This window comes from Streptomyces aidingensis (assembly GCF_900112355.1).
Taxonomy (GTDB): domain Bacteria; phylum Actinomycetota; class Actinomycetes; order Streptomycetales; family Streptomycetaceae; genus Streptomyces; species Streptomyces aidingensis.
Genome location: NZ_FOLM01000021.1, coordinates 73,697 through 88,750, shown reverse-complemented (window position 1 = coordinate 88,750; position 15,054 = coordinate 73,697). Strand labels below are relative to the sequence as shown.

Here is a 15,054-nt window from a genome sequence, read left to right as displayed (position 1 = left end):
TGCCAAATATCTGGCGTTGACTTTTGGCACGCTGTTGAGTTCTCAAGGAACGGACACTGCCATCGGTATCCCTCTCGGGAATCCCTCCGGGTGTCTGGTGACGCTACTCTAGGACACCTTTCCGGCCGAGCAAAATCGGGGGAGTTGGGCTGTCCTCGCTGAGCGCCTGGAGAACATTACGCGTCCCGATTGGGAGCGTCAACTTGAGAGGAGCCGGCCCGTCCCGGGCGCGGTCAGGCCCCGGTGGCGCGCTGGCTGGGAAGGGTGAATTCCGCCCATACCGACTTCCCGCCGTCCGGCAGCAGCCGGGTTCCCCAGTCGGTGGCGATGGCCGCGACGATGGAGATGCCGCGTCCGGCCTCGTCGGCCGGGGCGGGGTGGCGGCGGCGCGGCAGGTTCTCGTCGCCGTCCGTGACCTCCACGATGAGCCGGCGGTCGGTTCTGCGGAGGCGGAGACGCATCGGGGCCTTGCCGTGCTGGAGGGAGTTGGCGACGAGCTCGCTGGTGGCGAGCACCCCGAGTTCGCGCAGTTCCTCCGGAAAGCGCCAGCTCGCCAGCACCCCGTCCGCGAAGGCACGGGCGCGCGGGGTGGCCTCGATGCCGCCGAGCAGATCGAGGGCGGCGCCGCGGAAAAGCCCGGCCACGTCGGTGTCGCGTTCCGGCCGGGCCATGACCAGGATGGCGACATCGTCGTCATGGCCCTCCCCGATGCCCAGGGAACGCAGCAGCCGGTCGCAGACGATCTGCGGGGTGGTGTGCGTGGCACGCGGGGAGCCGGCCAGGGCCTCCTCCAGCGCGGCGAGACCCTCGTCGATGTCGGCGTCCCGGCGCTCGACCAGTCCGTCGGTGCAGAGCACGGCCAGGGCGCCCGGCGGGAAGGGCGTGGAGCCGGAGGTGTGGGTCCAGCCGCCGGTGCCGAGCGGCGGGCCGGTGGGTTCGTCGGCCCGGTGGACGGTGCCGTCCGGGCGCCGGACGAAGACCGGCAGGTGGCCGGCGGAGGCGAAGACGAGATGGTCCTCGTTGGGATCGTGCACGGCGTAGAGGCAGGTGGCGATCTGGCTGGGGTCGATCTCGGCGGCCAGGCCGTCGAGCAGCTGGATCACCTCGTGCGGGGGCAGGTCGAGCCGGGCATAGGCACGGACCGCGGTGCGGAGCTGGCCCATGACGGCGGCGGCCCGCATGCCCCGGCCCATCACATCGCCGATGACCAGCGCGGTGCGGCCGGCGCCGAGCGGGATGACGTCGTACCAGTCGCCGCCGATCGCCGCGTCGGTGCCGCCGGGCCGGTAGGTGGCGGCGACACGCAGATCGTCGGGCTGCTCCTGCTTCTGGGGGAGCAGGCTGCGTTGCAGGGTGACGGCGGCGGCGCGCTGCCGGCTTTCGCTCTCCCGCAGGCGTTCGGCGGAGACGACCTGGTCGGTGACGTCGGAGGCGAAGATCAGCACTCCGCCGGAGGGGGTCTCGGTGGCGGGCAGACCGGTCAGCCGGACCGGGGTGCAGGTGAAGGTGTAGAAGCTGTCCCGGCTGCGGCCGGCCACCCGCCGGGACTTCAGGGTGCGGGGGGTGCCGCTGCGCCGGACCTGGTCCATCAGCGGGAGCAGGCCCAGTTCGGTGAGTTCGGTCAGCCCCTGGCGGGCGGGCGTGCCGGGGGTGCGGGCGCCGAAGACGGCGGAGTAGGCGTTGTTGACATAGGCCACCCGGTGGTCCGGGCCGTGGACGAGGGCGACCGGTGCGGGGACCTGGCCGAGGAGTTCGTGCACGGCCCGGGCGTCGATGCCGTGCGCGATGCCGTGCGCGACGGCGGCGGGCCGGCGTTCCGCGTCGCGGCCCCGGGGCTGGTCCGGGCCCGCGGCGGAGCCCAGGGCCGGGCCGGGGTCCGGTGGGCTCTCGTCGCGGGGCTGGTCGGCCGGGGACGGGTGTTCCTGCCCGGCGCTTCCCGTCCGCACGCCGGTGGTGCCACCGGCCGGGGCGGCGGCGTTGCGCCGCTGAGTTCCGGGCAGCCGGAGGCTCCAGCGCGTCAAGTTCACGAGTTCAGCTTTCCGATCCGATCCGTTCGGTTGTACGGGTGCCCGCTGAGCGCCTGGAGTACGCGCGGAAGCGGGGACCGGGGCGCGGGCGGCCGGCCGGAGCCGTGCCCGCCGTGACGTGCGGTGCGGCGGGCGCGCACGGATGCGCGCGGGGTCTGCCCGCCCCACCCTATGGCGTGGCGTCGCCCTTGCCCGGAGTGCCGGGCCGGGGCCGGTCGGCGCCCGCCACGGACTCGAACTCGGCGCGCGGGTGTTCCAGCGAGCCGAGGGAGACGATTTCCCGCTTGAAGAGCCCGGCGAGGGTCCACTCGGCGAGCACGCGGGTCTTGCGGTTGATCGTCGGTACCCGGCTCAGGTGGTAGGTGCGGTGCAGCCACCATGCGGGGAAGCCCTTGAATCTCCTCCCGTACACCCGGGCGACGCCCTTGTGCAAGCCCAGGGAGGCGACCGAGCCGGCGTAGCGGTGTTCGTAGTCGGTCAGCGGACGGCCGCGGAGCAGGGCGACGATGTTGTCGGCGAGCTGCCGGCCCTGGCGGAGTGCGTGTTGTGCGTTGGGGGCGCATCGGGGGCGCCTGCCATCGGGGGCGGGATCGTCGGCGGTGAGGTCCGGGACGGCGGCGCAGTCGCCGGCCGCCCAGACGTGCGGCACGCCGTCCACCCGGAGCTGGGCGGTGCACTCCACCCGGCCCCGGTCGTCGAGCGGTACGCCGCAGTCGCGCAGCACCGGGCTGGGCTTGACGCCGGTCGTCCACACCAGGGTGCGGGTGGGGTGCCGGGAGCCGTCGTCGAGCACCACGACCCGTTCGGTGCAGGATTCCAGCCGGGTGTTGAGCCGGACGTCGACGTTGCGGCTGCGCAGTTCCCGGACGGTGTACTCGCCCATGGTGAGGCCGACTTCCGGGAGGATCCGGTTCGCCGCCTCGACCAGGATCCATTTCTGCTCTTCGGGGCTGATGTTGGGGTAGTAGCGGCAGGCATAGGCGGCCATGTCCTGGAGTTCGGCGAGCGCCTCCACTCCGGCGTATCCGCCGCCGACGAAAACGAAGGTCAGGGCCGCGGCCCGGATCTGCGGATCGCGGGTGGAGGAGGCGATGTCGAGCTGCTCCAGCACATGATTGCGCAGGCCGATGGCCTCTTCCACGTTCTTGAAGCCGATGCCGTATTCGGCCAGTCCGGGAATGGGCAGGGTGCGGGAGACGGAACCGACGCCGAGCACGAGTTCGTCGTAGCGCAGGGTGCGCGGTGGCTCGTTCTCCTCCTCGCCGGCCAGGGTGCGGATGGTGGCGGTCCGCTTCTCCGGATCGGCGCCGAGCAGTTCGCCGGGGATGAAGCGGCAGCGGTCGAGGACCCGGCGCAGCGGCACGACCACATGCCGGGGGGAGATGTTGCCGGCCGCGGCTTCCGGGAGAAACGGCTGGTAGGTCATGTAGGGCTCGGGGTTGACCAGCACGACCTCGGCCGCGCCGCGGGCGATCTCCCGTCTGAGCTTCTGCTGCAGGCGGAGCGCGGCGTAGAGGCCGACGCTGCCGCCGCCGGCCACGAGGATGCGTGTGGGTTCCTTGCTCACCTGTCCATGACGCACCGAGGGAGCGTGGTTTGTCCACCGGTCGGGGGTGCGTGTTGCGCCGAACGGGCTCCGGGAGGGGCCGCGGACCGGGCCGCGGGGGCGGGTTCTTGCCCTTCTCTCCGGTAACAGCCTCAACTATGTTCTTGACCCAGGGGGAGCGGCGGGACCGCTCCATTTCATCCGTGGGGAACAACGGGGAGTCTCCGGGGGGAGACACATCACCGGGGGAATACATATGCGGATACAGGGGTCCGAGGGTTGGGTGCCGGCAGGCGGCGGCGGAAAGGGCCGGGGGACGGAGGCGCGGCCGATGCCGCTGCGCACCGACGCACGGCGCAATCTGCGGCATGTGCTGAGCGCGGCACGCGATGTCTTCGGGGAACAGGGCTATGACGCACCGATCGAGGAGGTGGCCAGGCGGGCCCGGGTGGGCGTGGGCACCGTTTACCGGCGGTTTCCGACCAAGGAGGCGCTGGTGCAGTACATCGTGGAGGAGGAGACGCGGAGGCTGACCGACCGCGCCCTGGAGGCGCTGGCCGGGGAGGGCGAGCCATGGCGGGCGCTGGAGGGTTTCGTCCGTTTCTCGGCGGCTTCGGGGACGAGCAGGCTGCTGCCGGAGCTGCTGGCCGCGGCGGCGGAGGGGGCACCGGCGTCGGCCGTGGTGGCGGGTGCGGGTACGGGTGCGGGCGCCGGTGCCGGTGCCGGCGGGGCCGGTGAGGGGGGCGGCGGGCGCTTACCCCGTCAGCGGGGCGGTCTGCCACTGCGCGATGCCCCGGGAACGGCGGCTCCGGCCACGGCCACGTCAACGGCGATGGCCGCGGTGCGGCCGGCCGAGACCCGGGCGCTGCTGGACGCCATGGGGCAGCTGGTGGAGCGGACCAGGGCGGCCGGGCAGCTCAGGCCGGATGTGACGGTCGCGGACATCATGCTGGTCATCACCACCGCTCCGCCCTCGCTGGGCGATCCGGAGCGGCAGAGCGAGGTGGCCTCGCGGCTGCTGGAGATCCTGCTCCAGGGTCTGCGGCCGGTGCGTCCCTAGCCCTGTGCGATGCGGTGTCCCGGGAGCCATGGCTCCCGGGAACCCGGCGCGTCACGCCGCACGGTCGGGTGGTTTGGGCACGCTGCGGGCGGGGCGGCGGATGCCGTATGGCAGCCTACGGGCGTACATCTCCGCATGCAGCGGCATCGGACGCCGGCCGGCGTCCGGTGCCGCGCCGACGCCTGGGTACAGGGGCAGACGTTCATGAACGCTGACGGTCCGAGTCCGGAGGACGGCCTGCCGGAGCCGCGTACCGCGGACCGGGTACCGCGCCCGGGGCGGCGCGGCCGTAAGGACGGGGACTCCGCGTCCTCCTCGGTGCCCCGGCAGCGCGACCGCCGGAACGGGGACCGGGACGGTGACGGCGTGGCCGCCGGGCCGGGGGATGTGGAGCTGATCCGGCGGATCCGGGCAGGCGACGCCGGGGCCGCCGCGGCTGCCGAGGAGCTGTACCGCCGGCATGCCGATGCCGTGCGCCGCTATGCCCGTACCTGCTGCCGGGACGCGGACACCGCGGACGATCTGACCAATGAGGTGTTCGCCGCCACTCTTCAGGCGGTGCGCGGCGGCGCCGGGCCGAACACGGCGGTGCGGGCGTATCTGCTGACCTCGGTGCGGAGGGTGGCGGCGGTCTGGGCCCGCTCGGTGCGGCGGGAGCAGCTGGTCGAGGACTTCGCGGTGTTCTCGGTGAGCGCGGCGGGCGGTCCTGCGGGCGAGGACGGCGCCGTGGAGCTGGGCGCGGATGTGCGGGCCATGCAGGAGGCCGAGCGGTCGCTGGCGGTGCGGGCGTTCCGCAGTCTGCCGGAGCGCTGGCAGACGGTGCTGTGGCACACCGCCGTGGAGGAGGCGTCACCGCGCGAGGTGGCGCCGCTGCTGGGGCTGACGCCGAATGCCACGGCGGTGCTGGCGCACCGGGCCCGGGAAGGGCTGAAGCAGGCGTACTTGCAGGCGCATGTCAGCGGGGCGCCGGCCGCGGGCGGGGAGTGCGCGCGCTGGGCGGACCGGCTGGGGGCGTACGCGCGGGGCGGACTGCGCTCGCGGGCGGAGCGCGGGCTGCGGCGGCATCTGGACGAGTGCGCGGGCTGCCGGGTGGCGGCGAGCGAGGTGCTGGATCTGAACCAGCACATCCGGGCGGTGCTGCCGATTGCGGTCATCGGCTGGTTCGCGGCCGGGACGGGGCCGAAGGCCGCGGGCCTGCTGGGCGGCGCCGCCGGTGCCGGTGCGGGCGCCGGTGCGGCGTCCGGGGGCGGCGGGAGCGCGGGGACGGGAGCGGCGGCGGCCACGGACGGGATGGCCAAGGCCGGGATCGCGGCGGGTGTGGTGGTCGCGGCCACCATGCTGGCGCTGGCCGTGGCGCTGCTCGGCGGCACGCCGTCGCCGGACCGGGCGGAGCCGGAGAAGCCCCGGGCGGCGCCGGCGGAGACGACCGAGCGCGAACCGGAGCCCGGACCGGAACCGGAACCGGAGCCCGAGCCCGTGGCCGAGGAGGCACCGGACCCCGGGCCGCGGCAGGTGACGGCACCGGCCCCGGACCCCGCACCGGAGGCCGAGCCCGAGCCCGAGCCGACCCCGGAACCGGAACCGGAACCCGAGCCGGAACCGGCCGGCGAACCGCTTGCGGCGCCGGAGCCACCGCCGGAACCGGAACCGGAACCCGTGCCCGAGGCGGAGCCGTACGAGCTGCGACGGCTGGACTTCGATGTGACGGGCGACGGCGAGAGTCCGGCGGTGCGGCTGTTCGAAAGCGGCTGGACCTGGCAGCGCGAGGGCCTGTCGATCGGCGGGCAGAGCCACGGGCACGGCGTGACCGTGCAGGCCCGCTCCACCGTGGTGATCGATCTCAACCGGGAGTGCCGGCTCTACCGGGCGCAGGTGGGCATCGACGATCTGACCCGCGGCATCGGCGCGGCCGAGTTCGCGGTGTACGGCGACGGCCGCCTGCTGTGGGAATCGGGCCCGGTGGAGGCGGGCCGGCCGGCGGTCGGGTTCGAGGTACCGCTGGCGGGAGTGCGGACGCTCCGTCTGGAGGTGCGCCCCGAGGGTCCGTTCGGCGCCATGGCCCTGGCCGACTGGGCGGACTCCGAGATCCTCTGCGGGTAACCGGCCGGTGCGTGCGGCCGGGGAGGCGGCTCAGGGAGTGACGCCGCTGGTGACGGCGCGGGGTTCGCGGTTTCCCTCCCCCGTCCAGCAGGAGCCGCGGCGGCTGATCAGCCGGCGCAGCCACACCTCGGTGGCCACCAGCTCCGCCAGGCCGTCCAGCGGCACCGCGGCGCCCTCCCCCGCCTCGCGCAGCGCCTGCCGCACCACCCGGGCCTCCACCAGCCCGGCGTCCGCCAGCAGCGGCGCCTCGAACAGCTCGGTGACCTCCTCCAGGGCCGAGCGCAGACCGGCGCGCGCGCTCTCCGCGTGCACCACATGGGTGGGCGCACCCCATCCCGGGGGCAGCTGCCGCACGCCCGCGCCCTCCAGCACCGCGCGCAGCACCTCGGCCCGGGCGCCCGGCTGCACCCGCAGCGTCTCCGGCAGTTCGCGGCAGGCACGCACCACCTGGTTGTCGAAGAAGGGGGCGTGCAGGCGCTGATGGCGTAGCTCGACCGCCTGCTCCAGCACTCGATGGTCGGCAGCGGCGCGTGTCAGCTCCGCGCGCGCCCGCTGCTCGCCCGGGCGGCGGCCGGTCAGCCCCGCCCGGGGCCGTTCCGCCGCCGCCTCAAGCCGAATCGATACTTCGGCCAGCGCTTCCCCGGTCAGCCAGCGCGCGGCCGGACCCGGCCGGCTCCAGGCGAGCCGGGCCAGCGGTGCCATCGGCCCGGCGGCCAGTTCCCCCAGGGCGGCCCGGCCGCCGGCGCCCGCGCCATTGGCCATGGCCGAACGCCGCAACTGCGAGGCCGCGCCCGCCAGCCCGTCCCGGTAGGAGGTGCGGGCCAGCCGGCGGGCGGCCCGGACGGTGAGGTACACCCCGCGCAGCGGCCCGCCGGCCTCGGCGCCCGCCCGGCCCAGCGCCCGGGCCGGGCGCAGCAGCTGCAGGCGCCGGCGGTCCAGCCACAGATCGGCCAGCCGGGCCGGGTGGGCGTCCAGCACCTGCCGGGCGCCGGAGCCGATCAGGTGGTCGGAGCTGCCCGCGGCCAGCCGGCTGCGGTGCCGGGCGGCGCTGACCAGCGCGGGGGCCGGCTCGTCGGTCAGCCGCACGGTGTCGAGATCGGCGAACGGCAGGGACTCGGGGCCGCCCGCGACCACCACATGGTGGAAGCGCGGGTCGTCGGCGATGGCGCGGGCGCGCTCCAGCTCGGCGATGCGGTCGATCCGGCCGGCCCCGCCGGCCGCGGTGAGGTCGTTGAAGGTGACGGCGAGCAGGCGCTCGCCGGCCGCGGTGGCGCCGGTGCCGAATATGGTGCCGGGCCGGCCGGGCAGTCCGGCGGCGAGCAGCGCCAGGGTGGCGGAGGCGCTGCCGCCGGAGAGATCCGCGCCCACGCCCGGGGCCGGTTCCGGCTCGCCGCGGGCGGCGCGCCGCTCCTGCGGCCCGATGCCGGGCACCGGCCCGGGGGCGTGCGTGGCCGGGACGTGGCGGGGCGCGGCGAGCCGGGTGCGCACCGCCTCGACCAGGGCGTCCCGCACCCCGGACACCGCCGCCTCGCGCTCCAGCGGCGGGGCGGCGACCACGGTCGGCACGGCGGGCTCGTAGTCGGCGGTGTCCCGGCTGCCGCCCTCGCGCAGGGTCAGCGCATGGCCCGGCGGGACCCGCCGCACGCCCGCGTAGGGGGTGCCGTCGCCCAGCGCCTCGGGGACCTCGGGGCAGGCCAGCAGGGCGGCCAGGTAGGCGACGTTGAGCTGGGCCTCGGTGAGGTCGGCCAGCGGCAGGGCGGCGGTGGCGTAGGCGGTGCCGCCGGCCCAGCCGGCGTGGAAGACGGGGCGGGCGCCGGCCAGGTCGGCGGGCACGGCGGTGCGCCGGCCGAAGCGGGCGACCGCGGTGTAGCTGCCGGGGAAGACGGTGAGCCGGCGGAGCGCGCCGGCCCGGGCGGAGATCAGGGCGGAGCGGAGCTGCTCGTCGGTGGCCCCGCAGTAGCCGAAGACCGCGAGGTGGGTGTCGCCGTCCGCATAGACCAGGCGGATTTCGTCCGGGCGCCAGTCACCGACCGCCCAGAGCGGATCGGGGCCGTCCCAGATCACCTGGGCGCCCAGGGGCTGGATGTCGCGGGCAGCGCTCACGTCGGCGCCGCACCAGCCGACCAACCATCGCATCCCCGCCCTCCCCGCAGTCATCAGGCCCGTGAGGCACGGGCGTCACCAAGGGTGTGGTGAGCCCATGCTGCCATGCGCGGGGCGTAAAGGGGTCATTCTGTGGTGTCAGTTAACCAGGCATGGTGAAGCGGCCGGCACCGCGTAACCTTCCGCGGCGGGCGCGGGGGCGGCCGATCGGGTACTGTTCCCGGTCCGGTACGCCCGCGGGCACGCCGGTGGTGCGCCGGATTGCGCTCCGCGCCCGGGCACGCTCCCGGCGCATGGCACAAAAACCGACCGTTTTCGGCCAATCTCCAGTGGGCCCAGGGCGCTTGTTCCCTGGCCCACCGGCCATGTGACGTTTTGTGGCCCGGGAGGCGCACGTCACCTCCCGAGCCATGACCGCCGTCCGCGGGGAATGAGACGACGATCTCCCCCGGCCCACTGTTTCCAGAGCGCAGCGGACCGACCCACGCGTCTCCCATGGAAGCCCTACCCCTCTCACCTGCACAGAGCGCACGCACGGGCGCACGGCCACATGACCGGAGCACGTTTCCGGCACGGGGAAGCGCTCGTACGGGTGTCCGGACGGCATCGGGATGCCGCCGTGCGGCGGATTGCGCGCCCCGCCCGGAAGGGAACGAAGAAGACAAGCCATCCCGCAACACGCCTCTTAACGGTCAGGAGGCGCCGAACTACGCTGGGTTGGCGGAAGCACGCAAGTGCCCCACGCAGGTCGCGGGGCCAAAAGTGGTGTGTAGGGGTGCGCGTATGTCCAGGTCGCGACGCGGGCCGAACGAGAAACTCGGTGCTCTCCTCGCTCTCGCCGGTATGAGCAACGCCGGCCTCGCCCGACGCGTCAACGACCTCGGCACCCAACGCGGTCTGACGCTCCGCTACGACAAGACCTCGGTCGCCCGCTGGGTGACCAAGGGCATGGTGCCACAGGGGGTGGCACCGCATCTGATCGCCGCGGCGATCAGCAGCAAGCTGGGCCGTCCGGTGCCGCTGCACGAGATCGGACTGGCGGACGCCGACCCGGCGCCCGAGATCGGCCTGGCCTTCCCGCGCGATGTGCGGGAGGCGGTGCGCAACGCGGGCGAGCTGTACCGCATGGACTCCGGCCCCGGGCGCGGGGTGTGGCAGTCGCTGGCCGGGTCGTTCTCGGTCAGCGCCTATGCCACGCCCACGGCACGCTGGCTGATAACCCCGGCGGACGCCTCGGTGGCACACGAGGCCGAGGACGCTCCGCCGGCACCGGAGAACGGCCGGGGGCAGCCGGGCGGCAGACCCGGGGCGAACGGCGGCGGCGGAAGCAACGGCAAGGGCACCGTCGGCCTCCCGCCGGCGAACGGCCACGGCCACAGTCACAGTCACGGCCACGGCCCCGGTCACGGCCACAAGAACGGGGCCGCCCCGGCCGGCGCCGCGGGCGGCGCCGGCGGAAGCGGCAACGGCGGCGGAAACGGGAAGGGCGGCGGCGTCGGGGTGCGGGTCGGCCACAGCGATGTGGCCAAGCTGCGCGAGGCCGCCGACGAGGCCCGCCGCTGGGACTCCAAGTACGGCGGCGGCGACTGGCGCTCCGCCATGGTCCCCGAGTGCCTGCGCTCCGACGCCGCCCCGCTGCTGCTGGGCAACTACACCGACGAAGTGGGCCGTTCCCTCTTCCGCGCCACCGCCGAACTCACCCGGCTGGCCGGCTGGATGGCCTTCGACATGGGCCAGCAGGAGGCCGCCCAGCGCTACTACATCCAGGCCCTGCGGCTGGCCCGCGCCGCCGGCGACGTCCCGCTCGGCGGCTATGTCCTGGCCTCCATGTCGCTCCAGGCCACCTACCGCGGCTTCGCCGAGGAGGGCGTGGACCTGGCCCAGGCCGCCCTGGAGCGCAACCGTTCCCTGGCCACCGCCAAGACCATGAGCTTCTTCCACCTGGTCGAGGCCCGCGCACTGGCCAAGGCCATGGACGCGACCGGCTGCGCGGTGGCGCTCAGCTCGGCCGAGAGCTGGCTGCAGCGCTCCCGGGAGGGGGACACCGATCCGGGCTGGCTGGACTTCTACGCCTACGACCGGCTGGCCGCCGACGCCGCCGAGTGCTACACCGATCTGCGTTCCCCGGCCGAGGCCCGCCGCTTCACCCAGGACTCGCTCTCCGAGCCGACCGAGACCTTCGTCCGCTCGCACGGCCTTCGGCTGGTGGTGGCGGCCGTGGCCGAGCTGGAGGCGGGAAATCTGGAGGCGGCCTGCGAGAAGGGCGCGCGGGCCGTGGAGGTGGCCGGCCGCATCTCCTCCGCCCGCACCACCGACTATGTCCGTGACCTGCTCCAGCGGCTGGAGCCCTACCAGAACGTGCCGCAGGTCAAACAGCTGAAGGAGGCCGCCCGCCCGCTCCTTGTGTCTCCGGCATGATGTCGCACATGACACGGGCACGATACGACCGCGACGTGCTGGTGGTGGGCGGCGGGATCGTCGGGCTGGCGACCGCGCACGCGCTGCGCGCCGCACGCCCCGGCCTCGCCGTCACCGTCCTGGAGAAGGAGGCCGCCCCGGCGCTGCACCAGACCGGCCGCAACAGCGGGGTGATCCACAGCGGCATCTACTACCGCCCCGGCTCGCTCAAGGCCCGGCTGGCGGTGCGCGGCGCCCAGGAGATGCTGAAGTTCTGCGCCGAGCACGGCATCCCGCACGACCAGCCGGGAAAGCTGGTGGTGGCCACCGAGCCGGAGGAGGTGCCGCGGCTGCGGGAGTTGGCGGCGCGCGCCAACGCCAACGGGGTGCCCGCCACCCCGCTCACGCCCGCGCAGATGCAGCGGCACGAGCCATGGGTGCGCGGCCTGGCCGCGCTGCACGTACCCACCACCGGGCGGTGCGACTTCGCCGCCGTGGCCCGGCATCTGGCCACGCTGACCGACATCCGGTACGGCGCCCGGGTGGTGGCCGTGGACCGCCGGCCCGGGGTCGGCGTCGCGGTCCGTACCGCGGCCGGGGAGGTGCTGCGGGCCCGGGCCCTGGTCAACTGCGCCGGCCTGCACAGCGACACCGTGGCCCGGCTGGCCGGGGACGAGCCGGGCGTGCGGATCATCCCCTTCCGCGGCGAGTACTACGGGCTGGTGCCCTCCCGCCGCCATCTGGTGCGCGGGCTGGTCTACCCGGTGCCGGACCCGGCCCTGCCGTTCCTGGGCGTCCACCTCACCGCCGGGATGGACGGCTCGGTCCACCTCGGCCCCAACGCGGTACCCGCGCTGGCCCGGGAGGGCTACGGCTGGGGCACGCTGCGCCCCCGCGACCTGGCCGCCGGGCTGTCCTGGCCCGGCGCCTGGCGGCTGGCCGCCCGCCACTGGCGCACCGGCGCGCAGGAGATCCGCCGCTCGCTGTCCCGGCGGACCTTCGCGGCGACGGTGCGGCGGCTGCTGCCGGACATCGCCGAGCAGGACCTGGTACCGCTGCCCGGTGCGGCGGGCGTGCGCGCCCAGGCCGTGCTGCCCGACGGCTCGCTCGCCGACGACTTCGTGCTGCTCGACGCCCCGCACACGGTGCACGTGCTGAACGCGCCCTCCCCGGCCGCCACCGCCTCGCTGCCCATCGGGCGGCTGATCGCCCGCCGGCTGCTGGCCGGGCTGTGACCCGACCGCCCGCCCCGGGCGGACGCGGCCGGGCCGGCCGTACAATCGAACCCACTGTGTCCGAGAATCCGCAGACTCTTCCCCGCCCGTCCGCCGCGTCCGCCGCGTCCGGCCCCTCCGGCCGCCCCTCCGGCCGCCCCTCCGGCGCTGTCGGCCGCCCTGCCACGCCGGACGCAGCGGACGCGCCGATGTTCCCGCCCGGGACCGGCCCGTCGCCGCGGCCCGCCGAGGGCCACGAACGCCGGGTGCGCAGCTTTGTGCCACGCCGCAGCCGGGTCACCGAGGCGCAGCGCGACGCCCTGCTGCGGCTGTGGCCGCGCCACGGGATCGAGATCGACGGCCGCACCCCGCTGTCGCCCGACGGCCTCTTCCCCGCCCTGCCCGCCGGCGCCCCGGTCGTCCTGGAGATCGGTTTCGGCATGGGCGAGGCGACGGCCGAGATGGCCGCGGCAGACCCAGAGACCGGTGTGCTGGCCGCCGACGTCCACACCCCCGGCCAGGGACACCTGCTGCGGCTGATGGAACAGCGCGGCCTGAAGAACCTGCGCGTCGCCAACGGCGACGCGGTCACCCTGCTGCGCGACATGCTGCCGGAGCGCTCGCTGGCCGGCGTGCGGGTCTTCTTCCCCGACCCCTGGCCCAAGAAGCGGCACCACAAGCGGCGGATCATCCAGCCGGAGTTCGTGGAGCTGTGCGCCTCGCGCATGGCGCCCGGCGCCGTGCTGCACTGCGCCACCGACTGGGAGCCCTACGCCGAGCACATGCTGGAGGTCCTCACCGCCGGCCCGTCGTTCGAGAACACCGCCCTCGGCGGCGGCTTCGCCGCCCGCCCGGACTTCCGTCCGCTCACCCGTTTCGAGCGGCAGGGCCTGGCCAAGGGCCACCGCGTGCGCGACCTGCTCTTCCGCCGGCTGCCCTGACGGACTCCCGGGGTCCGGGGGTCCGGGGTCCGGGGCCGCCGGTCAGGCGGCGCGGGCCGGCGGCAGGTCCTGCTCGTCGGCGTCGGCCAGCAGCCGGTAGCGCTGCCAGGCCAGCTCGGCCTCGGCCCGGCCGGCCAGCTCCAGCGAGCGGGCGCGCAGCAGCCAGGCCTCCTTGTCGCCGGGGCGCAGCGCCACCGCGGAGTCGGCCATCCGGCGGGCGAGGCGCACCTCATCCGTCTCCAGCGCGGCCCGGCCGACGCCGAGCAGGGCGCGGTAGGCGGCATCGGTGTCCGGCTGAAGGGCGGTGTACTCCACGACGAGCGCGCCGATGGCAGCCGCCAGGCGCTGGTCCACGGCCTGGCCGGCGACGTACCGCCCGCACTCCCGGACGCAGGCGGTGAGCAGGTCCTCGGCCCGAGCCACGGAGCCGAACCATTTCCTTGCCATGCCTCCTAATGTGCCCCGCGCGCCGACCCGCGTTCGTGTCCTCCAGGCGCCGACAAGATGAACATTCGCCAACGCCCCCACACCCCCACCCCGGACCCTTTCGCCACCCTCCGTAATTGTTCTGTTGCTTCCGCCTCTGCCCACACGACCCCGCCGCAGGCCACACACTTACCTCCGAACCGCACACTGTGCACCGCTACGAGTAAGAAGCAGCCATTCTTCCGATGCTGCGGCCATTGCGATCGACCAGAGATCTTGATCCGGGTTCGGACCGCTGGAAACGGGTCGAGCGCCCCGAGGTGTTGGTCTTCTGCGCGCGGGACGCATCGACAGCATCTTGCCGCCGGGTGTGCCGCCGAGGTACGCGGCCACGTGTACCCGATGCTTCTGCCGCGTTCAACATGTGAGGAAACGATTGGCCGATTCGCACCATTCATATGGAGTGTCATCCTCCTGTTTGAGGGGCGCTGCAATCATGAGCAAACTGCAACGCTCAATGAGCTTCACACCGATCATCGGCGGGACGCTGCACGCGCCGATGATGCGGGCGCGCGTCGAAGAACGCCGGTGGGCCACCCACCACGGGGGGGGATTGCCCGGGGCCTACCTCCTGGCGGATTGGGATGCTCGGTGACATTGCAGGCTCCTGGCCACTGCGCTGAGCTTTCACCCGTGTAAGGGTGAGAGGAAGGCGGCCTGGAACGCCGACGGGCAAACAGGGACGCAGAATTGGTCAAAACCTTACCCAGCGTGTCCGATCGGTTGTGTTCGGTGTGGATGCTGTGTGAGGTTCTCTCTCGACCGCCCGTCCTGGGCGGGACAAAGGAGGGAAGTCACTATGCGTGCCCGGAAGCTGGCAATGTCACTGCTGGCCGTGACCGCACTGTTCGTCAGCGCGCCCACTGCAGCGCATGCTCTGTACAGCTACAACGGCGCCGACTACTCGTACGACTTCAACAACCGCAACGATATCGAGACGTGCGACAAGGAATCGGACAGCACTGGCGTGAAGGCCGTCTACGAGTACGGCTCGAACAACGACACGGACTCGGTCAAGGACGGGGACGGCAACAACGATCACTGTGCCCGGGAGGGCGCGCCCGGTACCAACAAGATCAACGGTCACAAGACGTGCGAAACGCCCAACTTCTGGCCGGACTCCTGCGGCAACTGGCAGCGGTACTGACATCCTGAATCGCCCCGGGCCCGCGTCGGCGCG

General features: G+C 74.0%; 10 protein-coding genes. 6 read left to right on the top strand and 4 right to left on the bottom strand.

The window, feature by feature from the left end; genetic code table 11:
• Positions 1-233: 233 nt before the first annotated feature.
• Positions 234-2,027, bottom strand: coding sequence for an ATP-binding SpoIIE family protein phosphatase (locus BM242_RS25660; RefSeq protein ID WP_093841314.1), 1,794 nt, complete (start codon positions 2,025-2,027; stop codon positions 234-236).
• Between the two features lie 169 nt (positions 2,028-2,196).
• Positions 2,197-3,594, bottom strand: coding sequence for an NAD(P)/FAD-dependent oxidoreductase (locus tag BM242_RS25655; protein WP_093841313.1), 1,398 nt, complete (start codon positions 3,592-3,594; stop codon positions 2,197-2,199).
• Between the two features lie 310 nt (positions 3,595-3,904).
• Here BM242_RS25655 and BM242_RS25650 point away from each other — a divergent pair, with 310 nt between their 5' ends.
• Positions 3,905-4,633 carry a TetR/AcrR family transcriptional regulator gene (locus BM242_RS25650; protein ID WP_093841312.1) on the top strand — a complete coding sequence of 243 codons (729 nt, stop codon included), beginning with the start codon at positions 3,905-3,907 and terminating at the stop codon, positions 4,631-4,633.
• 204 nt (positions 4,634-4,837) lie between these two features.
• Positions 4,838-6,733 (top strand): sigma-70 family RNA polymerase sigma factor, encoded by a 1,896-nt coding sequence (locus BM242_RS25645; protein ID WP_093841326.1) that lies wholly within the window; start codon positions 4,838-4,840, stop codon positions 6,731-6,733.
• A gap of 30 nt (positions 6,734-6,763) precedes the next feature.
• Here the strand turns inward: BM242_RS25645 and BM242_RS25640 are convergent, their stop codons facing one another.
• Positions 6,764-8,869 (bottom strand): asparagine synthase-related protein, encoded by a 2,106-nt coding sequence (locus BM242_RS25640; RefSeq protein ID WP_093841311.1) that lies wholly within the window; start codon positions 8,867-8,869, stop codon positions 6,764-6,766.
• A 750-nt stretch (positions 8,870-9,619) separates the two neighbouring features.
• Here BM242_RS25640 and BM242_RS25635 point away from each other — a divergent pair.
• The 3 genes from BM242_RS25635 (at position 9,620) to trmB (ending at position 13,388) form a co-directional block, all read left to right on the top strand.
• The gene (locus tag BM242_RS25635) at positions 9,620-11,254 is read left to right on the top strand and encodes an NsdA family TPR-like regulatory protein (RefSeq protein WP_093841310.1); all 1,635 of its coding nucleotides are present in this window, start codon (positions 9,620-9,622) and stop codon (positions 11,252-11,254) included.
• Positions 11,254-12,468, top strand: coding sequence for an L-2-hydroxyglutarate oxidase (gene lhgO, locus BM242_RS30635; protein ID WP_245834527.1), 1,215 nt, complete (start codon positions 11,254-11,256; stop codon positions 12,466-12,468). Before BM242_RS25635 ends, lhgO begins: the two co-directional genes overlap by 1 nt.
• A gap of 188 nt (positions 12,469-12,656) precedes the next feature.
• Positions 12,657-13,388 (top strand): tRNA (guanosine(46)-N7)-methyltransferase TrmB, encoded by a 732-nt coding sequence (gene trmB, locus BM242_RS30630; protein WP_342747009.1) that lies wholly within the window; start codon positions 12,657-12,659, stop codon positions 13,386-13,388.
• A gap of 42 nt (positions 13,389-13,430) precedes the next feature.
• On the opposite strand, the gene BM242_RS25620 is transcribed toward trmB, so the two are convergent.
• Positions 13,431-13,835: a hypothetical protein gene (locus tag BM242_RS25620; protein WP_139238452.1), complete on the bottom strand. Its 405-nt coding sequence runs from the start codon at positions 13,833-13,835 to the stop codon at positions 13,431-13,433.
• Between the two features lie 838 nt (positions 13,836-14,673).
• Between BM242_RS25620 and BM242_RS25615 the strand changes: the two genes are divergently transcribed.
• The gene (locus BM242_RS25615; RefSeq protein ID WP_139238451.1) at positions 14,674-15,021 is read left to right on the top strand and encodes a hypothetical protein; all 348 of its coding nucleotides are present in this window, start codon (positions 14,674-14,676) and stop codon (positions 15,019-15,021) included.
• The last annotated feature ends 33 nt before the right edge of the window (positions 15,022-15,054 follow it).